The organism is Saprospira sp. CCB-QB6 (genome assembly GCF_028464065.1).
Classification (GTDB): domain Bacteria; phylum Bacteroidota; class Bacteroidia; order Chitinophagales; family Saprospiraceae; genus Saprospira.
In genome coordinates this window covers 830,347-855,898 of the sequence record NZ_CP116808.1, presented here as the reverse complement: position 1 = coordinate 855,898, position 25,552 = coordinate 830,347, and the positions used below count along the sequence as shown (strand labels likewise).

Genomic DNA, 25,552 nt, shown 5'->3' with positions numbered 1-25,552 from the left:
GGGACTTAGATTTCAGGTCCAGTAGCTTTTAACCTACAGGCCAGTTATTGTTTAGAGGCAGTTGAATCTGCTCTAAGAGCTTATCGGCGAATGACAAATTTTTTGGTCCATTGTCCTTCGGCTGTAGCTATTTGTAGGAAGTAGTTGCCTGCGGGCCAATCAAAAGAAAGGCTAAGATCAGTCTGCTGGCCCTCTAAAGTTTGTTGATACATTTTGCGACCCAATACATTATATATCTGTAGCTCTGCAGAGCTGCTTTGGTTTAGGCGAAGTTCTAGTTGCATATTCCCCGAATTGGGGTTGGGAAAAATATTAAATGCTTCGGCCCAATAAGTTGATACTGCAGTAGGGGCGTCGATGTTTGTGCTGCTGCTATAAGTACAAGCATTAGCATCGCTAATTGTAAGCGTATAGTTTCCAGCAGCTAGATTAGTGGCTGTTGCGGTTGTTTGTCCATCAGACCAAAGGTAGGTATAAGGAGGCGTTCCGCCGCTGGCTGTTGCGCTAGCCGAGCCATCATGGCCTAGGTTTTCGGGACTACTGACAATGTTTACACTAAGGGCCGTAGGCGATGTAATATTAGCGGATGTTGTGGCGGTACAGCCATCTGCATCCATAACTGTAACATTATAGTTACCGGCCATGAGATTGCTAGCTGTTGCGCTTGTTTGTCCATCAGACCAAAGGTATTGGTAAGGGGCAGAACCTGAGCTAATATTGAGCGAAGCGGCACCGTCATTTTGGCCAAAACAACTGGCATTTATGGGGTTGCTACTCACTGTAAGCGAACAAGAAGCACAGCTATTTCCGACCAAGGCTTGGCTGATGCTGCTACAACCATTAGCATCGGTAAACGTAATCTCATAACTACCAGAGTTGAGGCTGCCAATACTGGCGCTAGTATGCCCACTAGACCATTGATAGCTGTAAGAGCCTGTTCCTCCCGAAGGGCTGATGCTGGCCGTTCCGTCTAAGCCTGCACAGCTTTCTGGACTACTGCTAATGGCCCCACTAAGAGCTGTAGGTGATGTAATAGTAGCGGATGTTGTGGCGGTACAGCCATTTACATCCATAACCGTAACACTGTAGCTACCAGCAGTAAGGTTGACGGCTGTGGCCGTTGTTTGTCCATCGGACCAGGTATAGCTGTAGGGTGCTGTGCCCGAACTAGCATGGGCCGTAGCCGATCCATCATTGCCCGCATAACAGCTAGTTTCGGTATGGCTGCTGCTGGCGGTAAGTGTACAATTTGTTTGTCCCCAGAGCTGGCTAGCGCATAGGAGTAAGAGGGCCCCAAATAAGGACTTGACATAGTTCTGTTGCATAAATCAAAGAATGATTGATGGTGAAAAAGATTTTTTATTAAGTAGGAGCTCCATGTTTTGAAGAACGTCTGTTCAATCTATAATGTATGCATGGCTTTGCTAAAAAAAGTTTTCAACCCGCAGGGATGGCAGAAGCGAAGGGTTCCCATTTGGCCTAGGGGCCTGAAAGGGTGGCCGCAGCGGCAGACCGAGGGCGAAACGAAGTGGAGCCCGCAGGGCCGAGCAGACCTGCGAGCCCTGCAAGGGCCCGGCCGCCGAAGGCGGCAGGCCCCAAAAAATTAAAAACAGAAGGTTTGTAAAAGCAAGTTGAAGTCTGTATCTTGCCGCCTTAACATTCGAATCAAAGCTAGTATGAACGCATTAAAAATTTACAATTCGCTAAGTCGGACCCTAGAGGAATTTACGCCCATAGACCCCAACGGAAAGAAAGTTGGCTTATATGTCTGTGGACCAACCGTTTACAATGAGGTGCATTTAGGGAATTGTCGGACCTTTTTTAGCTTTGATTTGCTCTATCGCTATTTGTTGCATAAGGGCTATAAGGTCCGTTATGTGCGCAATATTACGGATGTGGGCCACCTAGAAGGGGATGTAGACACCGCCGCCGATAGCAAGATTGAGCAACGGGCTCGCTTAGAGGAGCTAGAGCCTATGGAGATTGTGCAAAAGTATACTTACCTCTTTCATGAGGTGATGAACCAACTCAATATTTTGCCGCCTAGCATTGAGCCTACGGCTACGGGCCATATTGTGGAGCAAATCCAGATGGTCCAAGATATTTTGGATAATGGCTATGGCTATGAGGTCAATGGATCGGTTTATTTTGATAGCCAAAAACTCATTGCGGAGGATAAAGGCTATGGCCAACTGTCGGGCAAATTGGTTGAAGACCTAATGTCGGAAAGCCGCGATGACCTCAAGAACCAAGACGAAAAGCGCTCGCCTTCTGATTTCGCCATCTGGGTAAAGGCTTCGCCTACACATATTATGCGCTGGCCCTCGCCCTGGGGCGAAGGTTTTCCGGGCTGGCATCTAGAATGCTCGGCCATGAGTACCAAGTATTTGGGCAAAACCTTTGACATTCATGGGGGCGGGATGGACCTACAATTTCCGCATCACGAAAATGAAATCGCCCAGAATTGGGGCGCTTGCAACTGCCAGCCCGTCAATTACTGGATGCACGCCAATATGTTGTTGCTCAATGGCAAGAAAATGAGCAAGAGCAAGGGTAATTCGATCTTGCCCAAGGAGCTTTTTGCGGGCAGCAATCCGCTAATGAGCAAGCCCTATAGCCCTATGGTTATCCGCTTCTTTATGTTGCAGGCGCACTATCGCTCTACCCTCAACATTACGGAGGATGCCCTTTTGGCTGCCGAAAAAGGCTATCAGCGCCTAATGGAAGCCCATGAAGCTTTGATGGCTTTGGAGCAAACTCAGCTTTCGGACTTGGCTAAGGGCCTAGATATCAAAATCAATAAGCTATTGGATGGCGCTTTTGCGGAGCTCGATGAGGACCTCAATACGCCCAAGGCACTCGCTAAAATCTTTGGCTTGGTCAGCGATATTCAGAAGTTTAGCAATGGCCAACAAGATTTGGGCAGCATTGCGCCCGAAACCTTGGCCCGCCTCAAAAAGGATTTTAGCGCCATCGTTTTTGATGTCTTTGGCTTGCAAAAAGAAGCCCTCATCGGCCAATCAGATGAAGATAAGGCCTTGTTAGATGGCTTGATGCAGATGATTATCGAACAGCGCCAAGAAGCAAGAGCCAATAAGGACTGGGCAAAAAGCGATCAGATTCGGGACGCCCTCCAAGTCCTTGGACTACAAATCAAGGACGGCAAAGAAGGCAGTAGCTGGAGCAAGATTAAGTCCTAGAAGAATTTGGGGCTGCCCCTTCCGCCGGGTTGAAACCCAGCGCAAAGCGGTATCGCTTTGCGAAGCGATACAAAATGAGGGTTAAAACCCTCATGAGTTCTCGCTCGGGTCGGGCTGTTTCGCAGCTCGCTGTTCGCTCGGCCCTGCGCGGCTTGCAGCCGCTGGGGCTGCCGCCGATGGCGGCCCTGCTGTCCATCCCTCAGCCGCGGCGCTTCGCGCCTTTGCGGCGGCTGCGCCGCCTGTTCGCCGCAAGGCCATACATTATCCACCGGACCCTATTATCTATTGTCTATGCCGCTTAAGTGCTTATTGTTTTCCTTGGCCCTATTGGGGAGTAGTTGGCTTTCTGCCCAGCCCTTATTGGGCAGTTGTGAATGGGAAACCCTGGCCCAGGATGATTTCACGGGTCGGGCGGAAAAGCGTTTGCCTAGTCGCTGGTTTTTCAGCTACACGCCCACAGAATACCGTCGATTTTTTCCCAATGAAGATTATCTATCGGCTTCGGGCTTTTTGCGAGAGAGTGAGGGCAAGCTTTTGATGGAGTTAGAAATCCGTTTATTGGACCAGGAAGCCGATAAGAGCTTTGGCTTCTTGCCGCCCAAGGCAAAACTAGAACTTACGGCCATGGATGGCCGCAGTTATACATTATATTCGCCCTTGGGGGCCAAACGGCAGGCGCAAGGCAAAGAAAGTGTTTACATTTGCCGTTTTCCGCTCAAGAAGAAAGACCAAAAATGGCTGCGCAAGCATGAAATCTCCGAGCTGAGTCTGCAATGGTCGGCCGGGACGCAAAGCTATCGCATTTATTATCTCGATTTTTTTAAGGACCAATTGGATTGCCTCCAGCAGCAAAAAAAATAAGTCTATGCCTTTCATTAAAACACCTATCGCTGATCTCCTCATTTTTGAACCTCGTGTTTTTGAGGATGATCGCGGCTACTTTTTTGAGGCCTTTAATGCCCAAACCTTTGCCGAGGCGGGTATTGAACGCCCCTTTGTGCAAGATAATCAGGCCCGTTCGACCTACGGGGTGCTTCGGGGCTTGCACTATCAGGTTGGCGAGCAGGCGCAAGCCAAATTGGTCCGTGTGCTAGAAGGCAAAGTACTAGATGTAGTGGTCGACCTTCGTCCCGATTCGCCCACTTATGGCGAACATTATGGGGTAGAGCTTTCGGCGGAAAACAAACGGCAGTTGTATGTGCCTCGTGGTTTTGCGCATGGTTATGTTGTCTTGAGTGAAACGGCAGAGTTCTTTTACAAATGCGATAACTTTTATCATAAAGCCAGTGAGGGGGGCATCCGCTACGATGATCCCCAATTGAATATTGATTGGCAGATAGATTTGGCGCAAGCTATCCTCTCTGAAAAGGACCTAGAATTACCTCATTTTGGCCAACACAGAAAAGCCTAGACAATTATGATTAAGAATATACTTATTACAGGGGCCGAGGGCCAATTGGGAAGCGAAATACAGGCCTTGGTCATGAATCAAAAGGCCTTGCGTCTTTTGGCAGGCGGCCAATACCATTTCACCGATCAGTCTACCTTAGACATCACGGATGCCGAGGCGGTTAGTCGCTATATGCAGCAATATAAGATAGATTATTGCATCAATTGTGCGGCCTATACTGCGGTAGACAAGGCCGAAGAACAGGAAGAATTGGCCCAGTTGGTCAATGTAGAAGGGCCGCGCAATTTAGCTAAGGCTGCGGCAGCCGTTGGGGCCAAATTGGTGCATATCTCTACCGATTATGTTTATGCGGGTACGGCTTCTGGTCCTATTCGGGAGACAGCTGCTACAGATCCGCAGGGCGTCTATGGTCGCACAAAGCTAGCGGGAGAGCAGGCCGTTTTGGCCGAGCAGCCCGATGCTCTAATCATTCGCACAGCATGGGTATACTCTTCGATCGGGCATAATTTTGTAAAAACCATGTTGCGTTTGGGCCAGGAGCGCCCGAGTTTATCGGTGGTAGCGGATCAGATTGGTAGCCCCACCTTTGCGGGAGATTTGGCTGAGGCCATTCTGCGCATTTTGGGCCAAGAGGAGTCGCCTTCTGGCCTCTATCATTATAGTAATGAAGGGGTGGCGAGCTGGTACGACTTTGCTCATGCCATCTTTGATTTGGCCAAGATAGACTGTGCGCTTCAGCCCATAGATACTAAAGACTACCCCACCCCCGCAAAACGTCCCGCCTTCTCTCTATTGCATAAGGGCAAAATCAAGAATGACTTTGGTTTGCAGATTCCCCATTGGCGAGAGAGTTTGGCCCGCATGCTAAAAACGCTGCGGTATTAAACAAAAGGGGCGCAGTTCTATTATAAAGGGACAAAACACCCTTTGAAAAAGGAAGATATACAGCTATGGCAAAAATAGGAATCAACCTGCAATCAGGGCAGGTAGAAAAAGATAAAACCAAAAAAGGCGAGCTCATTATTGGGATTGATTTGGGGACCACCAACAGTTTGTTGGCCTACATCAATGCCGAGGGCAAAGCCGAATGTTTAAAAGAGGAATCGGCCAAGCATAGCTTGGTCCCTTCTGTAATTCATTGGCAAGAGGGAGAACCCTTAGTGGGCCAATCGGCCAAAGAGATGTTGGTCAAAGATCCAGCGAACACCATTTTCTCGGTCAAGCGGCTTTTGGGCAAATCTTATGGGGACCTCAAGGATTATCAGGGCTTTTTTAGCTATGAAATTATCCCCAATGAGCAAGAAGATGGCTTGTTGAAGGTTCGTTTGGGCAATAAGTTTTACAATCCCATCGAATTGTCGGCCGTCATTCTCAAAAGTTTGAAAGAGCGGGCCGAAAAGCTATTGAAGCAACCGGTACAGAAGGCGGTCATTACCGTTCCTGCTTATTTTAATGATTCGCAGCGGCAGGCCACTCGCGATGCGGGTAAATTGGCTGGATTAGATGTCTTGCGAATTGTCAATGAGCCAACAGCGGCTAGTTTGGCCTATGGGATTGGTTTAGATCCAGATGAGCAAAAGACCATTGCCGTTTATGATTTGGGCGGGGGCACCTTTGATGTGTCTATCCTGAGTATTGACAATGGGATATTTGAAGTTTTGGCTACGCATGGCGACACCTTTTTGGGGGGCGATGATGTAGACCGGGCCATCTTAAAGCATTGGGCCGAGGGCGCCAACTGGAGCGAGCAGCGCTTGCAAGAGGATCGGGCTTTTGCGCAGGAACTGCGCCTTTTGGCCGAAGAGGCCAAGAAGAGCCTATCTCAGGCCGATGAATTTGAGGGGGAGTTAGGGGGACAAGTTTTGCGTTTAAACAAAGCGGAATTGGTCCAATTGACAGCAGAATTGATTCAGCGGAGCCTCAAGGCTTGTGAGCAGGCCCTCAAAGATGCGGAATTGAGTCTGACCGATATTGACGAAGTGGTTTTAGTGGGTGGTTCTACTCGCATGCCCATAGTCAAAGAGGCAGTGGCTAAATTCTTTGGTCAAGCGCCCAAAGACGAGCTACATCCCGATGAGGTCGTGGCTCTAGGGGCAGCCATACAGGCGGATGTATTGGCGGGCAATCAAAAAGACATCTTATTATTAGATGTAACGCCTTTATCATTAGGGATAGAGACCGTAGGTGGTTTGATGGACGTCATCATCCCTAGAAACTCCAAAGTGCCGATGAAAGCTGGCCGTCAGTATACTACTTCTGTAGATGGGCAGGTCAAGCTAAAAGTAGCGGTTTATCAGGGAGAGCGGGAATTGGTGGCCAACAACCGCAAGCTAGGGGAATTTGTATTGAAGGGGATACCGCCCATGGCGGCAGGCATGCCCAAGATAGAAATTCACTTTTTATTGAATGCGGATGGCATATTAAAAGTGCGGGCCAAGGAATTGCGTTCTGGGGTTGAGCAACTAGTAGAAATGCGATCGCCTTATGGTATTTCTGAGGAAGAGATGGGAAGAATGCTATTGGATTCTATTAAAAACGCCAAGGAAGATATGGCCATCAAGGCTTTGATAGAGGCCAGAACAGAGGCGGAATCGGTATTATTGGCGACAGATAAATTCATTGGGCAGAACGAGGCCATTTTATCAGAGGAAGAGATTGTGGGCATGCAGAATCGGGCGGCTAGTTTGGCCCAAGCTTGTGGGGGAGAGGATAAGGACCTCATTCAGCAGCGGATGGAAGAGCTTAACCAATATGCTCGTCCCATGGCCGAGCGGGCTATGGACCAGAGTATTGCCAAGGCCGTAGCGGGAAAGAAAATAGAAGAACAAAAATTTGATTAAATAGCGAAGGCCTTCCAATTTGGAAGGCCTTTATTTTTTAGTGGAACAGGCGGCTTGGCCGCCGCAGGGGAGCGCAGCGACCGGCTGAGGGATGGACAGCAGTGGCCCGAAGGGCCAGACCCAGCCGCCTTTGGCGGCGCAGGGCCGAGCGAATAGCGAGCTGCGAAACAGCCCGACCCGCCCGCAGGGCGGGGCAGCCCCCAAAAAACAGAAAAGAATGAATCAGTTTAGATCTAGAAATCCATATACAGGAGAGTTGTATGGAGAATATGATTTTGTGAAAGCCTCTGAGCTAGAGCAGCAGTTGAAGAAAGCGGAGCTTGCTTTTCGGCATTGGCGGCGGGTAGCTATGGCAGAGCGTCAGGCTTTATTTTTGGCTTTGGAGCAGCAGTTATTGGCGCAAAAAGAGGAATTGGCCTTAGTGGTTAGTCAGGAGATGGGCAAGCCATTGCGTCAGGCATTGGCGGAGATAGAAAAATGTGCTTGGTTGATTCGGTATTATGTAGAATTTGGGCCGAGCATGTTGGCGCCGCATGCGGTAGATTATGCGCCAGAGAGTCGTAATATGGTTTGTTATGAGCCTTTGGGAGTGATTTTACAGATCATGCCTTGGAACTTTCCGTTTTGGCAGGTCTTACGTTTTTCGGTACCGACCTTATTGGCGGGCAATGTCAGTTTGCTCAAGCATGCGCCCAATGTGCCTCGTTCGGCCATGGCCATAGCTCGGTTATTTGAGCAGGCTGGTTTTCCGGAGGGGGTATTTCAGAACAGTTTTGCCAATTTGGAGCAAACGGCGGCCTTAATCAAGGGGCCAGTGGTGGCTGGGGTATCCTTAACGGGCAGTCGAAGAGCGGGATTAGCTGTCGGGGCCTTGGCTGGGGGCAGCATGAAGAAAATGGTGTTGGAATTAGGGGGCTCGGATCCTTTTATTGTATTGGAAGGGGCTGATTTGGAGGCGGCGGCCAAGGCGGGTGTACAGTCTAGATTTGGCAACAATGGGCAGACCTGTATAGCGGCCAAGCGCTTTATTGTAGAGCGGTCTTTGGCGGCAGATTTCTTAGATGCTTTGAAGTATGAGATTGCTCAATTGCGCCAGGGGGATCCTATTGCGGATAATTTGGACCTCAGTTGCATGGCGCGAGAAGATTTGGCTTTGGAGTTGGCCCAGCAGCAAAAAGATAGTTTAGCGGCTGGTGCTCAGTTGTTGTTGGATGGCGGAAAAGGAGAGGGGGCCTTGTTTAGTCCAGTCATTTTGGGGCAAGCGCCAAAGGGGGCTCCAGCTTATTCCGAAGAGTTATTTGGGCCAGTTCTCAGCTTTTTTGAGGTAGAAGATGCAGCAGAAGCTATTGAGCTAGCCAATGATAGTATTTATGGCTTAGGAGCTGCTCTTTGGGCTGATGAAGAGCGGGCCTTAATGTTTGCCCCCTCATTAGAAGTAGGCACTTTAGCTATAAATCAATTGATGCGATCTGCTCCACATACCCCTTTTGGGGGAGTTAAGCAGTCTGGTTTGGGACGTGAGTTGGCTGCAAATGGAATAAAAGAATTTGTTAATATCAAGTCTATTTTGCGTTCATAACTAGTTAGGCTTAAAAAAAGCTTAAAATATAAATCATTGTTAATTAGCTTATTGTGGAGGGTGTAATGTGGATTTTATCTAAATAGTTAGTCAATTTATAAATTAATCAAGAAAAAGGAGGTTGGTAAAGCCTCCTTTTTTTGTTATTTTGTACTTGTTAAATGTGACATAGGCACTAACAATTAAGCTAACAATAAATCAATCCCCGTAACACATGAAACATATATTAGAAATAGCGAAGATCGTTACCAAGAAGAAAGTCAAGAAGATAGAGATTTTTGATGACTATTCTCTTAGTCAGAAGAGTAGTAAATTTAATGACTTTTATGAAGCTGTTGTTGAGGATAAATTTGAGACAGATGAGGAAGCAGCCGAATTTTTATATGGTAGCCCCTCAACTGATGATAAATATCGGCAGCTAAAGTCTAGATTTAAAAAACGATTGCTCAACACCTTATTCTTTTTAGATGTTAATTTGCCCTCTACTTCAGATTATAATCGGGCTTATTTTTCGTCTAATAAAGATTGGACACTGATCAAGATTCTCTTATCTAACAAAGCTTATGACACTGCGGCTTATTTGGCTCGTCAGCTGATGACCACAGCACAGAAGTTTCAGTTTGCTGATGTAATTGTAAACTGTGCGCGTATTCTACGCGAGCATTATGCTTTGCGGGAAGAAAATGAGCGGTTATATGAAGACTATGATCAATTGTGCAAAGAATACCAAAATGTATTAGATGCTGAGATTCGCTCAGAGGAATTGTATCAACGCGTGGTGATCAATTATTATAAGCCACACTCTAAGAACCAAGACTTGGCTAGCCGAATCAATGTATACTGTCAGGCGCTAGAGGGCTTAGCCGAATTATATCAATCGCCTATTGTGCATTATCATCGCTATATGGTTTGGGCTTATCGTTATGAAATGCTGCAAAATTATGAGCAGATGATGGGCGTTTGCCAGGATAGTGAACATTATGTTGCAGAACATCCAGAGTTCTACCGAGATGATAAGTTTGCCGAAATCACGATTAAAAAGTTGTCGGCACTTTTGCATACGGGCCAATATACGCCTAGTATGGCTCCTGGATTGTATAAGCAGGCTATGGCTTTGCAAGAGACCGATAGCTGGTTTCAACTGATGGAGTTTTTCTTTTTACTGACGCTACATGGCGAACACTATGAGCAATCCCAGCAGATTTTCTACGAAGTGGTTGGAGATCCCCGTTTTGACCGTTTGGAAAGAGAGGAACAGGAAAAATGGAATGCTTTTGAAATTTATTTGAGCTACTTGCACCAGTTTTATCCTGTGCTTAAAGACATTGAGCCTAAAAATAGCCGAGCTAAACGCCGTAAGCGTTTCCGCCTACACAAGTTTTTGAGCGACCCCTTAGCGTTTAGCAAGTCAGAGCGCATGCTCAAAGTAAGTCACCTAATTGCTCAGTTACTCTTCCATCTGGAAATGTTGGACCTTGAGGCCGCTGCGGCCAAGGCCGAGTACCTAAAAGAAATTGCTAATCGCCGTCTGCGCCGCGAAGAACACTACCGAACCATACAGTTTATTCGCCTGCTTTATCAACTATCTAAGGCTAATTTTGACTTTGCCCAAATTGGTATTTATCAGAAATATTTAGACCGTTTGGCCGAGGAACCTTTCCGTTATAGAGGTATGATTGATGAGTTTGAGGTGATTGATTATAGCCATCTTTGGACGCTTTTGTTGGAGCGCCTAAGAGATCTACAAATTAGTAGTGCTAGTCCAATGAATTAGTCTTAGGTGGGGCTGCCCCGCCCTTTGGGCGGGTCGGGCTGTGTCAGGGCTCGCAGGTCGCTCGGCCCTGCGCCAGCAAGCTGGCTGGGTCTGGCCCTTCGGGCCACCCTTTTCCATCCCTCAGCCTGCGGCGGCTTCGCCGCCTGCTAAACGCAAAAAAGCCCCAAGCGATTCGCTTGGGGCTTTTCTAGCTTTGGACCATAGCTTTATTTAGAATAAGGCTTTTTGGTTATCGTCTTTTTCTTCGTTAGCAGCGGTGATTGCTGGACTCAGATCTTTTAGATTGCGAATTTTGTCATCATGTAGTTTACTACCTAAGGCTTTCCAACCTGTCACATCTGCAATTTCGGCTAATTTTGCTTTGTTGGCGCTATAGTTACGTCCCTCTCTTTGTTCAAAGCTAACTTCTGGAGCTGGATGTGTGCTAGCCCAAAGTAATTTGGTCGAGCGATGATCATTCGGCAAATACTCAAAGCGGCTATTAAGGGTTGTGGTTTCAATGAGGAAGCGCTTAACAAAGGTCGTTTTGCGTTCGCCATCAAAGTAAAGGGCCGTGATGGGCTGCTCGGCATCCCATTTTTGAACCAACAGTAGTTCTTCGGCTTCAAAGCGATTGCTCAATTCATAGTTAGTCATCTCATAACTACCATCTTGATAAAGGGCCAAGATACGGTCTTCTTCTTCAAAATCACCCAATAGTTGCCCATAACCAGAGCTATTGAGACGGCCAGTTTCTGGCTCAAACCAAATTTGCAGTGCACCCAAAGTAGATTCTCCCTGACGTTTTACCTGAATCTTGCGAATAGGGTATTTGCTCAAGAGATTCCCTCTAGCTGAACGCCCCTTAACCGCCAAATCAGCAAAATCGTATTCGAAATCTTTTTTCTTGGCCTTACAAGCCTGGCTGAGTTGAATATGCAAGAGTTCGGCTTCTCCATTGGGATTAGCCGAAAAGTGTAAGATTTTGGCCTTTTCCACTTGGTTGGCAATAGGATATTGGCGATCTCTGGTAATGGCTGTTACGGCAAAGCGTTTGACGTAATTGGCTCCTTTGTCCAAATCAGCATAAACCACATTATAAATCATGCGTTCATCGCCTTTACGCCAAATAGCCACATGTAAGGGGTTTTTACCAATAAAGACCTTCTCTGCAATTTTGGTTACGGTATAGCTACCATCCTTATGAAAAACGATAACATCATCCAAATCTGAGCATTCTTCAATAAACTCATCTTTTTTGAGGCCATAGCCCATAAAACCTTCTTTGCGGTTGATATAGAGCTTGGCATTATTGACGACCACTTCTACGGCATCAATATTATCAAAGGTGGTAATTTTTGTTTTGCGTTCTTTGTCTTTGCCAAAGTCTTTAAGCAGGCCTTTGTAATACTCAATAGCATAATCCACCAAGTTGGCCAAATCATGGCGAACATCAGCCAGCTCATCCTCTAATTTTTTGAGGTATTCATCGGCTTGGAACTTATTATATTTAGAGATCCGCTTAATTTTAATTTCGGTCAAGCGGATGATATCCTCTTGGGTTATTGGTCGCCAAAGCTGTTTGACAAAAGGCTGCATAGCCTTATCTATCGTCTCTAGAACCTCCTCCCAACTTTCGCAATCCTCAATCAATTGATAGATGCGATTTTCGATGAAAATCTTTTCTAAAGAGGCCAAATGCCATTTATCTAGCAGTTCTTGCTCCCGAATTTTAAGCTCCCATTCTAAAAGGTCTTTGGTTTGCTGAGTGGCAATTTCCAAAAGTTTATCGACCGTAACAAAAATGGGTTTATCACCTTGGATGACACAGGCATTAGGCGAAATAGAAAGCTCACAATCCGTAAAGGCATAAAGGGCGTCCATTGTAATTTCAGGCGAGCTATTACTAGGCAGCTCGATCAAAATCTCTACATCTTTGGCCGTGTTATCCACCACCTTTTTGATCTTGATTTTCTGCTTGCTATTGGCCTTGATAATACTATCGATCAAGCTAGAGGTCGTGCAACCATAAGGAATCTGGCGAATAGCCAAGGTCTTACGGTCTACAATTTCTATTTCTGCCCGCAAACGGATTTTCCCTCCTCTTTTTCCACCATTATAGTTAGAGGCGTCCATCATTCCGCCTGTGGGGAAATCGGGTAGGAGTTGGGTCTTTTTCCCTCTCAAAATGGCGATTGAGCCCTTAATTAGCTCGACAAAGTTGTGAGGGAGAATCTTGGTAGACAAACCAACGGCAATACCTTCTACGCCCTGGGCCAACAAAAGGGGAAATTTAACAGGCAAATGGATGGGCTCTTTTTTTCGTCCATCATAAGCCAGTTGATAATTGGTCGTTTTAGGATTAAAAACAACCGTTTTGGCAAATTTAGACAAGCGGGCCTCAATATAACGTGGGGCGGCTGCTCGGTCTCCTGTACGGTTATCTCCCCAGTTTCCCTGACAATCAATCAAGAGGTCCTTTTGGCCCAAATTGACCAAGGCATCACCAATAGCAGCATCCCCATGTGGGTGATACTGCATGGTTTGGCCAATAATATTAGCCACCTTATGAAAGCGACCATCATCCATGCTGTGCATAGCATGTAAAATCCGTCTCTGAACGGGTTTAAAGCCATCTTCTACAGCGGGTACGGCCCGCTCTAAGATTACATAAGAGGCGTAGTCCAAAAAATAATCTTTGTACATCTCGCCCAATTGGTTCCGCTGTGGCTTTTGCTCCTGTACGTCCTTTTCTATTTCTTCTGACATATTGTTTTATTTTCCAATAGGGGCCAAATATACGCTTAATGTTTGGTTTTTGCGAAGTTTTAGCCCATCCTTGCGCTTATTTTACAACTTTTTGTTTTTAGTTGCAAACTTTTGTTGCCTTTCTTTTAGAGAAAGCCTTTTATTGGAGCTAGAACAGGCCTAGCGATCTGTAGCAGTGGCCGTTAGGCCAGACCAGAACAAGGCCTTTAGGCCGCAGTTCAACGACCGCAGCGAGGCGGAGGACCCAAATAAAAATGATTTGTTTATTTAAAAGTAATAACTTATTTTTAAACGCAAATTTATATCTAATAACCAGTTAAATAGAGACCTATGGCAAGAGTAGATGATTTTTTGGCTTGGGTAGGCCCAAAGAAGGGCATGTTTGGCAATGTTGTGACTTTTTCGCCCAATCGAGAGTATGCTGTGGCCGTGGATTTATCGGAAAATAATCCGAGAATGGCCGAGATTAAGACCCAAAAAGACTTGCAAAATTATATTCAAGAGCGCTTAGATGTTACCAGTAGTTTTATGGCGATTGGAGGCTATTTGGAGCGCCGAAATTTGTATCGAGATAAGGGCTTGTTTAATCCAGAGGCAGATCCTTTGGATGAACGCTGCATACATTTGGGCATAGATATTTGGATGCGCGTGGGGACGCGGGTGCGCACACCTCTAGCGGCCAAGGTACACAGCAAGGGCTATCTGGAAGAGGAAGGGAATTATGGAGGAGTGATTATTTTAGAGCACCAACCTTTTAATTGTCCCAAATTTTATACTTTGTATGGCCATCTGTCTAAGGCTTCTATTGAGGAGCTACAGCCAGGCCAACGCTTAAGAGATGGGGCAGAAATCGGTAAATTGGGTAGTTTGCGCGAAAATGGAGGTTGGTTGCCGCATTTGCATTTTCAAATTATTATAGATTTGCAGGGACATTCTGGCGATTATCCTGGGGTTTGCTCGGCTCGTCAATTAGCTGAAATGAAGCGGAATAGCCCTGACCCCAACTTGATTTTGAACAGCCCACTCTTGTAGTTTAAGTTGTTTTCTCTATTTAACTCACCTATACCTATGAAAAATCTACTTTTTGCCATTGGCCTGCTGCTTTCAGGTCAAGTTTTCGCTCAGCATCCTACGCCTGTCGATATGCTGTTTAATCCTACAGAAAACATTTTTCAGTTTTCTGGAGCAGGTGGGGGGAACCTCTACGGCTTGTTTAAAGCCTCTGGGGCCGCCTCTGGAGTTTTGGCCTTGGATGCCAATTATAATTTGAAGGAAAAAGTGGCCGATGGTCGCAAGAAGATCAATACTTTGGCCCTTAATTTTAAGGTGCACCCTTTTATCAATACCCTTTTGGAGGGCCGAGATTCACTGGATTTTAGAAAATTGGCCTTTCAGGATAATGATTTTCGCCTGCAGTTTGGCGCTCGCTATACCGTTTTGAGCGAAAAGGAAAAAAAGGGTCTTTTAGAAGGGAATTCTAAGCGTTTTGCTCAGGCTTTTATTGATGTGATTGTCGTACCCTATCAAATTGAAGAGTCGGTCAGCAACCAAACGGGCTTTACGAGCCTGAGCCTCAATATGGGCGGTAAATTTGGCATTTTACGCAAAATTATGGGCGGTACTTTTGGCATTACCGCTAACCCGCAACTCGACTTGCTCTTTATCTTGGACCAAAATATGGCTTTTGAAGAAGCTTTTCTCAAAGATCCTACCGCCATTCAGCTCGATAATATGCAGGCTAGCGCTAGAGCTTTTGCTGCTGCAGGCCTCAAAATTGAAGTGCCCCTCAATGACTTTATGCTCACTTTTGACATTCGTCGCTACTACAAACTGGGCGAAGGGGCCGAGCTAGAAGGCTTGACCGATCGCACTCTGTTTTCTGTGGGCGGCGTTGCTATGGGGAGCATCTTTAGCAAAAAGAAAAAAAAGTAAATTGAACAACTAGAAGCAAAGGCTGTTTTGGGGCCTCCGCTGCGGCCTACGGCCTTGCGGCGCTACGTTCCGCAGCTCGCTATTCGCTCGGCCCTGCGCGGGCTTCGCCCGCTGGGTCTGGCCTAACGGCCACTGCTACAGATCGCTAGGCCTGCGGGCCGCTGCGCGTCCCTGCAAAACCGTTTAAGTGTTGGACCAAAATGGCCCTAAGGCCAAACGGCCACAGCAAATTATTGCTGTGGCCGTTTTTTATTGCAAATCCTTTAGGGCAATTTCTCTTTGCCAAAGTAGTTGGCCTTTTCGATTAAAGGTTTGGATGCGGCAAATGCGCGCTAAGCCTTGGCCAAGAATAGTTAAGAGGCCATAATTTTGTTTGCGGACAAAAGTGCCCTCTTCTCGGCAATCATTCACTTTGGAGTAATAAGGGTCGGTAAAGCTCGTGAGGGGAGAGCAGGTATATTCATAAAGTGGGTAATTATCTTCACGCTTCAGGCAATTGAGCTCGCTATAATGTCGGTCTCCACTAATCACTACTACGCCTTTGATCTTTTCTTTTTGGAGAAAATCTAAGAAATCTTTTCGCTCAGCGGGAAAATGGTCCCAATGATCCCCTTTATCTAGTTTGGGCCAAAGTTGCGTACCTGAAAAGATGAATTTAAAATCACCTTTGGCTTGTTTGAGTTGTCTTTTGAGCCAATCCATTTGTTTTTTGCCAAAGAGCGTTCGATCTTCTTCTGCTCCATCAGTTATACAATAATAACGAGAGTCTAGCAGGAAAAAGTCGCAATTCTCTTGGCTAAAATGGCTATAAACTCCAGGGTTGTCTTCTTCTCCATAATAGGGGTTGGCCCAAACCTTTTTAAAGACATTTAGGGCGGTATCTTTTAGAGGGAAATTAGCATCGCTATTATTTGGACCATAATCATGATCATCCCAAGTAGCATATTGGGGACAAGATTGTAAAAAATGATTGATGGGTTTGCGTTCTCTAGAACGCAGGTTCTTTTTGACCATCCCCTTGTAAGAATTCCATTGGCCAAGAACATAATAGACATTGTCGCCAGTCCAAACCATAAATTCGGCCTCTGTTTGGGCCATTTTATTAAAAATCTTATTGTAGCGTCGGCGTTTACCAAACATATTTAGAATAAGGGGATATTGGAAAGCGCAGGAGCCCGTGAGAAAGCTAAAGCTATCTTTTGGGGGCGTATTTTTTGGGGTTTTCTTGGCCAGCACACGAACTACTCGTTTGTCTTTCCAAAGTGGCTCGTCTTGATAACTAATACTGCTAAATTCTTGTTCTAGTTTGTTGAGGACTGCAGTTAGGCGGTTTTTCTTTTGTAGAGCGGGTTTTTTTTGGACCAAGATCCAGAAGCTAGCGGTAGAGTCGGTATAGTGCCCAGGCATTGGTCCGCTAATTACTTTATAGTCTAAGAGTTGGTCTTGAGCGAGTAGAGAAAAGGAAAAAAAGAGAAGGGAGAGAAGGTAGAAAAAAGGATTACAGAGTTGAGTTCGCATGTTAATTTAATGTTAGCTGTTGTACAAGTCTGCAAATATAATTAAGTAGTCTATATCACCCTTAAAAAATAGAAAAATCCCTACCTTAGCTGGCCCAATAAATCAAATTTATGCTATGGTTTTCGATATAGATTTCAATCAAGAAGAGGTGGCTCGTTTGTATTTGACTTACAAGCGTCGCCCAGAAAATTACGACAAGATTAAGAAGCGTCTGATGGGTTCTAAGGCTCAGAAAGAGTATCAGAAGGGGCAGAGAGGGCGTTATTTTTTTATGGGAGCGGTGCTGGCTATTAGTATGGTGGGTTCGGCTTATTCTTTTTTCTTGGGGCATTGGGGGAGTTTTGGGGCCATATGGTTAATTTGTGCGGCATTTATGATTGCTTTAGGGACATTTTCTTTTGTGGCCTATCGCAATTTTGAGTTAGTATTTAAGCGCAACACGGTCTTTTTTGAGGAGTTTGAGGCTTTGGCGGAGAAGAGCAGCAATTTGGAAGATTTTCAGATTGACTGGAATTTGAAGTTGGAAGCTCAAGAGTAGAAGCCTAAAAAAATGGTAGGGAAGGCCCCAAAAGCATTTGCTTTTGGGGCCTTTTTGGGTCCAATTGGATGGGACAGGCGGCGAAGCCGCCGCAGGCTGAGGGATGGACAGCAGTGGCCGTAGGCCAGACCCAGCGGGCGAAGCCCGCGCAGGGCCGAGCGAATAGCGAGCTGCGATACAGCCCGACCCGACCGGAAACTCATGAGGGTTTCAACCCTCATTTTGTATCGCTTCGCAAAGCGATACCGCTTTGCGCTGAGTTTCAACTCGGCGGAAGGGGCAGCCCCAAAAAAAGACGCCCCTCCAAGATAGGAGAGGCGTCAGATTGGTGCACCTTAAAAAGGGGCTAAATTACTTTTTGCTGATGCGGTAGCTATTGCTAGCTTCTTGATCGGCAACACGTAGGAAGTAAACGCCGGCGGGCAATTCACTCATGTCGATATCGAACTGTTGGTTAAGGACTTGTTTAGCTTGGAAGCTACGGATCACTTGACCAGCGGCATTGCTCAATTCGATTTTCACATCGCTAGCTTTGTTAAGTTCGATAGTCAATTTAGCTACAGATTCCACAGGGTTGGGGAATACGCTAATATTGATATTGGCGTTAGTGGCTAGAACAGCAACGGGGCCATCGGGAACATTAACAGTGAGGCTAGTATTACAGCCGTTAGCGTCAGTTACAGTAACGCTGTAAAGGCCAGCGACTAAGTTAGTTACGTTAGCGGTAGTTGCGCCATTAGACCAGCTGTAAGTATAGGGAGCTGTACCACCAGTTACGGTAAGGTCAATGCTTCCGTCGCTAGCTCCTACTACAGAAGTACCTGTAATGGTAGTATCGAGAGTAATAGCAACATTGGCGTTAACAGTAGCATTGGCTACCAATTCGCAACCGTTAAGGTCAGAGATTGTAACCGTGTAAGTGCCAGCAGCAAGAGCAGTAAGGTTAGCAGTAGTAGCACCATTGCTCCAGTTGTAGGTATAAGGGGCTGATCCACCAGAAGTGTTGGCGGTGATAGCTCCATCTGCGCTACCACTACAAGTAAGGTCAGTCACAGCCATGCTATTTACGATAGCTGTAGGTTGAGAAATAGTTACAGTAGCATCATCTGTACAGCCGTTAGCATCGGTAACAGTAACGGTGTAAGTACCTGCGCCGATGTTATTGATAGCGGCAGTGTTGGCATTATTAGACCAAGCGTAAGTGTAACCGGGAGTTCCACCAGAGGCTGTGATTGTTGCCATACCGTCATTGTTAGAGAAGCAAGAGGCGTCCATAGTACCTGTCATATCAACAGTTGCATCAACTAGAGCGGGAGCAGTAACGGTTACGATAGTGCTTACGGCACAGCCGTTGTTATCGGTAACAGTTACAGTTTGGTTGCCTGCCGCAAGTCCTGTAGCTGCGGCAGTAGTTTGTCCATTAGACCAGATATAGGTATAAGGAGCAGTGCCACCAGCAGGAGTAACAGTAGCTTCTGCATCGCTAGCACCGTTACAGCTAAGTTCAGATCCGTTGTAGTTAGAAGTTACAGCGGCAGTAGCTGTAGGTGCGTTGGGGTTGCTTACAGTTGCGGTAGCAGTACCTTGGCAACCGTTTGCATCGGTAATCGTAACTGTATAAGTGCCAGCAGAAAGGTTAGAAGCTGTAGCTGTAGTTTCGCCATTGCTCCAGTTGTAGCTATAAGGAGTAGCACCACCAGTAGCGGTAACTGTAGCTGAACCATTGGCTGCACCACAACTAGAGTTAATGCTAGAAGTTGTTCCGCTAACGGTACCTGTTGTGCTGCTTACTGTGGCGCTACCAGTTACGGCACAACCGTTGTTGTCTGTTACAGTAACATTGTAAGTGCCTGCTACTAGAGCTGTAGCTGTGGCGGTAGTTTGGTTATTAGACCAAAGGTAAGTGTAAGGAGTAGCACCACCAGTAGCGGTAACTGTAGCCGAACCGTTGGCTGCTGTACAAGTAGCATCTGTAGCGCTAGTGCTAGCACTAGGACCTGCAGGGCTGTTAACTGTAGCGCTAGCTGTACCTTCACAGCCATTAGCATCAGTAAATGTTACATTATAAGTACCTGCCATAAGGCCTGTAATAGTGGCAGTAGTTGCGCCATTGCTCCAGCTGTAGGTATAAGGAGCAGTACCATTACTGACAGTAGCTGTAGCCGAACCGTTAGCATTTCCACAAGTAGCGTTAGTTGCTGTAGCAGTACCTGTAAGAGCAACTGTAGTTTGGTTAACAGTAGCAGAGGCAGTAGCTACACAACCTGAAGCATCTGTAATCGTTACATCATAAGTTCCAGCTGCCAAACCACTGATTGTTTGCGTAGTTGCAGCGTTTGACCAAAGGTAAGTGTAGGGTGCAGCACCATTGGCGGGAGTGGCAGTAGCAGAACCATCACTAGCCGTACAAGTAGCGTTAGTAGCGCTAGCTGTTGCTGTAACTGTGCAGTTTGTATTAAGATAAGGACGAATAACAGGAGAGTAGGGGAAACCTGCCGTAATTAGGTCATTAAGTGGTTGAAATGCCCCCCCATTAATGTTGGCAAAAACAGTATTAGGTGTATAGATATTGGGGTCACAAAGGAGGCCTAAACCATCCATAGTAATTGATTCTTCTACACCAACTAAATATTGGCCGGGGGTAAGGCTAAGGGCTCCACCAGTAGTATTTGTAATAGGAAGAACAAAAATTGTCCCGCCAGAAGTGGTGTCAGCCGCTGTAATAGCATAGGGGGCTGATTGACCAAGAATAGTACCATTAGGTACACCTGCAGTAGTTTGTACAACAACAAGGCGAACTGTATCTCCAAGATAGGTATCATCTAAGTCTAAGAAAAACAAAGCTGAGTCTAGTTGGGTAGTGGCTCTAATATCATATAGATTACCAACAATTGCAACTGCGCCAGTACCAGCACCAACAAGGTTTGTTGGGCTACCCGCATCACGAGCATATTCATTATTTGAAATAGTTAGGCCATAACGGGCAGTATCATTAGCCGTACTTCCAGTAGGACCTGTGATAATGTGCTCGAAAATATAGCTTGATTGTGTAGGAGGTGTAAAGGCTCCCATGCTAACCGTAGTCGTAGAACCAGCTGTAAGATTTGTTGCTGTGTTGCTATAGGTCTGAATAGGGGTAGTAGGAGCGGCAAAATCATAGACATTTGTCGTAATATTGATTGTTGCTGCAGTATTACCACCGATATTGGCAATGGTTGTACTTACAGGAATCGCACTTGCCTGGTTTTCAGGAATTATTGTGTATTCCGCAGGCAAAATATCCGAAATTAAAAGCTCATCAGCAGAAGCTGTTTGATTTAAACGAACATTGTCAACACCTAAACCAGAGGCCCAACTTCCACTATCATTATACCGAAAAGCAATGAGTACACTGCTATTATTGGCATAAGCGTTAAGCGAAATAGTAATATTATTTTGCCAGAGAGAATCTGCAGTCATAACATAAATAGGGGCCCAACTGCTTCCGCCGTCGGTACTAATCTCAATCTGTCCAGTACTTCCGTAATTGCCATCCATGTATAAGTCTGCAATTAACTCAACCCCACCTGAACGTGTAGCAAAGTTCTGTACAGGCAAAATGAGTCGATCCTCAGATTTGTCACAATCACAAAGGTCATCGTTGCTCTGTGCAAAAAGAGTGTGATTGGGTACAGGCCAATACCCTCCCGCATCAGCATCTGCAGAATCACCTACATAATAAATACCATCCGTAGATAAGCCTGATTCTGTCCAGTTTGTCGGCAAGCCATTGCTGCCGGTTAAACCCTCAAAATTCTCCGTAAAGAAGATTTGTGCACCCGCTTGTTGCCAAAAGAAAAGGCTAAACAGCAAGAATGCAAAAGTCTGAATTCTAGTCATTTAATTCTGTTTTTGTTAGTTGAAATGAGAATGTATCCAAATCTATGGATTTTAAAAGACAAATGGGGGACAAATTTTAAATATAGCGCTTAACTTTTATAAGTTAATAGCTTATTGGTAAATAATAGCCTATATTAACAGTTGATGCAGACTATTTTCTTTATAGCTTTCAACTTAATTCAAAATTATCTTGCTAGGCTTTAGGAGTCATGGCTAACCTAGCTGACTATGGTTATAGTTATACCCTTTGCTCGTCGAGCTCTGTCCTAAAGGGCTTGTTGTTGGGGCTCTTAGTTCTGCTCAGTCGTTATTCCCTTCAGTCATTAAAACTGTGTGCTACGCACTTTTGGGAGCCGACTTAGAATCTTTGTGGTGGGGACTGTTTTATTATAAAAAAAATAAAGGGGGAAATTTTTTACCATTAAAAAGACTTTTTTAGTTAAAATGTGAACTTATAAATTTTATAAAATGGAGAATATTTAAGTCCTTATCAATAGTCCTCTAAATTATTTTAGACTGTCTAATCATTAACTTTTAAGTGGCTAATTAAGCTAATTTTAAATTTTATTAAGACTTGCTCGACGGTTTTTATAGAGATGTATTTATAATTCTATATTTTGCTGCATCCAAGCCAAAATCCAAGTCTTAAAATATATTTACCTAACTTAATTAACTACTAATGAGCCTATTGACTAGAGCTACATGGAGCTTCCTATGCCTTTTGTTATTCCCCCCTATACAGCCATGCTACCCATATTGTAGGAGCTGATCTTACCTATGTTTGCTTAGGGGCCAATCAGTATGAAGTCAATCTGCAATTCTATCGAGACTGTGCTGGTGTATCAGCACCCTCTTCAGCTAGTATTAACATTAATTCGGTCTCTTGTGGGCTGTCAACCTCTGTCACACTAACACAGATATCATTTGCTGAAGCCTCCCCTCTTTGTCCTGCAGAATTAGCTAATTCTAGTTGTAATGGTGGAAGCTTACAGGGAATTGAAGTCTACCAATATAGTGGCGTAGTTACACTACCCGCAGCTTGCACCGATTGGATCTTATCCTACCGAACGGGAAATCGAAATAATGCCGTTACCAACATTACAAGCCCTGGATCAGCTTATATGTATATTGAAGCCTTGCTTAATAATGTAGATGGTGGCTGCAATAGCTCCCCAACTTTTACTACTCCACCTGTGCCCTATATTTGTGAAGGTGTTCCTTTTGAGTACAATCATGGTGTTATTGATGCAGAAGGAGATTCTATTGCCTATAGTATGATTACCCCCCTTGATAATGCTGGTGTAGGCATTACTTTTAATGGTGGATTTACCGCAACTCAACCCATGAGCACTACTGGATCTTTTGGATTCAATTCTAATACAGGACAAATTAGTATTACTCCTAGTGGGACACAAATTGCCGCTATTGCAGTTTTAGTCGAGGAATTTAGAAATGGGGTGCTTATTGGACATAGTATCCGAGATATGCAGGTCGTAGTCATTAACTGTAGTAATAATGTTCTTACCGTAAATCCCGTCAGTAATATCACTGGAGCTTCACTTACCGGAACTACCTTTTATACCTGTGAAGGCAATAATATGAGCTTTAGGGTCGAAGCCCAAGATCCCGATGCTACAGACCTTATCCAAATCTCAGAAACAGTGAGTAGTAGCCTCCCTGCTGCTACAACTACAATTGTGGATAATGTTAATCCAGCCTATATTGACGTTAACTGGACTGTGCCTAATGGAGCCCTAGCGAGCTATAACTTTACCCTTACTTTTGAAGATAATTCTTGCCCTATTCCTGGCTTTCAAGTTCTTGGCTATACCGTCCAACTACCCACCGTTCGTCTAACGAACCAAAATGTAGAAAAATGCCCCACTCAAACACTAACTACCCCCTTATCTGCAAATTCAGGTACAGCCGGAACCTATGTATGGGGACCTTCAACAGGCCTTTCTTGTACCAACTGCCAAAGCCCAACCGCTACGGTTAATTCACCAACTACCTACCGAGTAACTTTTACCGATAATGCAACAGGCTGTACAGCAACTAATGCTGTTAATATTATAGATCAAAGTATTCAAGTAGATGTTACTGCAAGTACCACAGACTACTGTACTGGAGATCCCCCCGTTCAACTAAATGCCCAATTGCTCATAAATGGTGTCCCACTAAGCAACTCTAATTGTGTCTCTTTTCGAAATGTTGTTGCTAATCCCTCATTAACACTCGATAATACACATAGCTTTACCGGAATAGCTAACGCTCCGACAGCTGGCGCAACTCTAGATATTTGCGTACAAGGAGATATTGACGGTACCACAGAGTACTGGGATATTCTAGATGAAAATGGAAATACACTCACAACAATTGCCTCTACTTCTGGCCCTACCCAATGCGGAGCCGCAGAATGCCAAACAATTGCTGTTACGCAAGCCCAATTAGCAACTTGGGCCGCAGACGGAACTGTTAGCTTCCGATCTGTTGGTTCTTCATCGGTTAATCCTAGCCTTTGTACAGAGGATTCTGTATCTATCACTCTCTCTTATTGCGGAGCTACAACTTATAGTGAAGCTATGCCAATTTCTACGGTTAGTAGTTGCTACAATGAAGCTATTAGCTATATCGACCCCGATCCCAACCTTAGCGATGTAACAACAATGACCTTTAACGCTACTCCCACTGGCGCTTCCGGCGGAGGAACCCTAACTATTTATGCTTTTGGAGACCTTAATGGAAGCAATGAAATCTGGGATATTAGCGATGAAAATGGCGCCGCTTTGGGGAGTATCGGTGGATCTGGAACTCAGTGTGGAACTGTACATACTACCACAATTACCCTAACCGACGCTCAACTAGATGGCTGGGCCGCTAATGGGAGTATTAGCTTTGTGGCTACAGATCAAGGCGGAATCAATGAAAGTCTTTGTGGAGATGACTCTTTACGTATGGAACTCAGTTACTGTACAGCAGCTGGTACTGGAGGCGATTGCTCTGGCAGTACCCTTAACTATACCCACCAACTCCTATTTGATAATAGCGTGCCTGATGCCACTAGCAATGTAACCCTAGAGTTTTGCCTAGAAGGAGACTATGGTTCTAGCACTGAAGGTGTCGAACTCTTTGGAGAAGATGGCCTTAGCTTAGGAATTTTTAATGAGCTAACAGCTGGTGCTACCTATTCCGATTGTGGGTCTCCCGGCTTTTGCAATACGGTGGCTATCCCTACTGCAAGCTGGAATAGCTGGAATGATGATGGCCAAGTTGCCTTAAGCCTTGTCCCCAACAGTAATGTCAATTTTAGTTGCTCGGGCAATTACTCTTGCCTGACCGCCGCTAGCGTAGATTATCAACGCTCTTCAGCTAGTAATTATAGCTGGTCACCAGCCGCAACGCTTTCCGATCCATCTATTTCTAATCCTACTGCTAGCCCTCTAGGGGCAAGCACCACTTACCAAGTTACCGCAACCGATGGAACCTGTGCCGTTAGCAATGATATTACGATTAGTTGTATACTCTTATCCGCCAATTGCCAAGATTTTCAACTAGAAAATAGTCAATTAGGTCAACCCCAACTCTTTTGGACCCTCGGCCAAGAGGAAGACAACGCTTATATCCGCATCGAAAGAGCTAGTGAAAATGGCGACTTCCAAACGCTGGCCCGTATTCCCTCTCAAGGCAATTATAGAGGCCAACAAAGTTACCACTGGCAAGAACCTCAAATTCTATGGCCCAATAAAGATTACTATTATCGCCTGATTCTAGAAAAAATCAATGGCCAAACAGAACAGATTTGCGAACAACGGCACTTTCGCTATAAAGAGAATCAAACCCCAAATTTCCTGACCCTTTACCCCAACCCGAGCCGATCTACTGCCTTTTTGCGCTTGCAATTGCTCAAAGAGATGTCGCTAGAAGTAACGATTATTGATGTTTTAGGCCGCAAAGTGGCCAAAGTGAATCAACTTGACCTCCAAGCGGGGATCCAAGAGTTTGAGTTAATGCCCCTAGCCAATTTGCCCGCTGGTCAATATTTTATTTGCATCAAAAGCGAAGGCGGTAGCTACCAAAAAACATTGCGTTTCTCTAAAATTAATTAGTTTGTTTTGGGGCCCGCGGCCGGCTAG

Annotated in this window: 15 protein-coding genes; 11 read left to right on the top strand and 4 right to left on the bottom strand. The window is 45.4% G+C overall.

The window, feature by feature from the left end:
• Positions 1 to 80 precede the first annotated feature (80 nt).
• Entirely contained in the window at positions 81 to 1,325 is a 1,245-nt protein-coding gene (locus PPO43_RS03250; protein WP_272620366.1) for a T9SS type A sorting domain-containing protein, read from the bottom strand.
• A gap of 351 nt (positions 1,326 to 1,676) precedes the next feature.
• Between PPO43_RS03250 and cysS the strand changes: the two genes are divergently transcribed.
• The 7 genes from cysS to PPO43_RS03215 all read left to right on the top strand — a co-directional run bounded on the left by cysS (position 1,677) and on the right by PPO43_RS03215 (position 10,804).
• On the top strand, positions 1,677 to 3,200 hold the full coding sequence (cysS, locus tag PPO43_RS03245) for a cysteine--tRNA ligase (RefSeq protein WP_272620365.1): 1,524 nt from the start codon (positions 1,677 to 1,679) through the stop codon (positions 3,198 to 3,200).
• A gap of 291 nt (positions 3,201 to 3,491) precedes the next feature.
• Positions 3,492 to 4,061, top strand: a complete 570-nt coding sequence (locus PPO43_RS03240) for a hypothetical protein (protein WP_272620364.1) — start codon at positions 3,492 to 3,494, stop codon at positions 4,059 to 4,061.
• Positions 4,062 to 4,065: 4 nt separating this feature from the next.
• Positions 4,066 to 4,611, top strand: coding sequence for a dTDP-4-dehydrorhamnose 3,5-epimerase (gene rfbC / locus PPO43_RS03235; RefSeq protein WP_272620363.1), 546 nt, complete (start codon positions 4,066 to 4,068; stop codon positions 4,609 to 4,611).
• A 6-nt stretch (positions 4,612 to 4,617) separates the two neighbouring features.
• Positions 4,618 to 5,496, top strand: coding sequence for a dTDP-4-dehydrorhamnose reductase (rfbD, locus tag PPO43_RS03230; protein ID WP_272620362.1), 879 nt, complete (start codon positions 4,618 to 4,620; stop codon positions 5,494 to 5,496).
• Positions 5,497 to 5,561: 65 nt separating this feature from the next.
• Positions 5,562 to 7,451 (top strand): Fe-S protein assembly chaperone HscA, encoded by a 1,890-nt coding sequence (gene hscA / locus PPO43_RS03225; protein WP_272620361.1) that lies wholly within the window; start codon positions 5,562 to 5,564, stop codon positions 7,449 to 7,451.
• Positions 7,452 to 7,668: 217 nt separating this feature from the next.
• On the top strand, positions 7,669 to 9,030 hold the full coding sequence (locus PPO43_RS03220) for an aldehyde dehydrogenase family protein (protein ID WP_272620360.1): 1,362 nt from the start codon (positions 7,669 to 7,671) through the stop codon (positions 9,028 to 9,030).
• A 214-nt stretch (positions 9,031 to 9,244) separates the two neighbouring features.
• Positions 9,245 to 10,804, top strand: a complete 1,560-nt coding sequence (locus PPO43_RS03215) for a hypothetical protein (RefSeq protein ID WP_272620359.1) — start codon at positions 9,245 to 9,247, stop codon at positions 10,802 to 10,804.
• Positions 10,805 to 11,014: 210 nt separating this feature from the next.
• Here the strand turns inward: PPO43_RS03215 and PPO43_RS03210 are convergent, their stop codons facing one another.
• Positions 11,015 to 13,552 carry a DNA gyrase/topoisomerase IV subunit A gene (locus PPO43_RS03210; RefSeq protein WP_272620358.1) on the bottom strand — a complete coding sequence of 846 codons (2,538 nt, stop codon included), beginning with the start codon at positions 13,550 to 13,552 and terminating at the stop codon, positions 11,015 to 11,017.
• Positions 13,553 to 13,882: 330 nt separating this feature from the next.
• On the opposite strand from PPO43_RS03210, the gene PPO43_RS03205 reads away from it, so the two are divergent.
• Together PPO43_RS03205 and PPO43_RS03200 are read left to right on the top strand one after the other, a co-directional pair.
• Positions 13,883 to 14,584: a peptidoglycan DD-metalloendopeptidase family protein gene (locus tag PPO43_RS03205; protein WP_272620357.1), complete on the top strand. Its 702-nt coding sequence runs from the start codon at positions 13,883 to 13,885 to the stop codon at positions 14,582 to 14,584.
• A gap of 36 nt (positions 14,585 to 14,620) precedes the next feature.
• Positions 14,621 to 15,484 carry a hypothetical protein gene (locus PPO43_RS03200; protein WP_272620356.1) on the top strand — a complete coding sequence of 288 codons (864 nt, stop codon included), beginning with the start codon at positions 14,621 to 14,623 and terminating at the stop codon, positions 15,482 to 15,484.
• 249 nt (positions 15,485 to 15,733) lie between these two features.
• On the opposite strand, the gene PPO43_RS03195 is transcribed toward PPO43_RS03200, so the two are convergent.
• The gene (locus PPO43_RS03195; RefSeq protein WP_272620355.1) at positions 15,734 to 17,002 is read right to left on the bottom strand and encodes an alkaline phosphatase D family protein; all 1,269 of its coding nucleotides are present in this window, start codon (positions 17,000 to 17,002) and stop codon (positions 15,734 to 15,736) included.
• A gap of 115 nt (positions 17,003 to 17,117) precedes the next feature.
• Here PPO43_RS03195 and PPO43_RS03190 point away from each other — a divergent pair, with 115 nt between their 5' ends.
• Positions 17,118 to 17,540, top strand: a complete 423-nt coding sequence (locus tag PPO43_RS03190; RefSeq protein WP_272620354.1) for a hypothetical protein — start codon at positions 17,118 to 17,120, stop codon at positions 17,538 to 17,540.
• A 351-nt stretch (positions 17,541 to 17,891) separates the two neighbouring features.
• On the opposite strand, the gene PPO43_RS03185 is transcribed toward PPO43_RS03190, so the two are convergent.
• The gene (locus tag PPO43_RS03185; RefSeq protein WP_272620353.1) at positions 17,892 to 21,419 is read right to left on the bottom strand and encodes a T9SS type A sorting domain-containing protein; all 3,528 of its coding nucleotides are present in this window, start codon (positions 21,417 to 21,419) and stop codon (positions 17,892 to 17,894) included.
• A 1,121-nt stretch (positions 21,420 to 22,540) separates the two neighbouring features.
• Here PPO43_RS03185 and PPO43_RS03180 point away from each other — a divergent pair.
• Complete coding sequence (locus PPO43_RS03180) at positions 22,541 to 25,525, top strand: T9SS type A sorting domain-containing protein (RefSeq protein ID WP_272620352.1); 2,985 nt, start codon at positions 22,541 to 22,543, stop codon at positions 25,523 to 25,525.
• Positions 25,526 to 25,552: the final 27 nt, after the last annotated feature.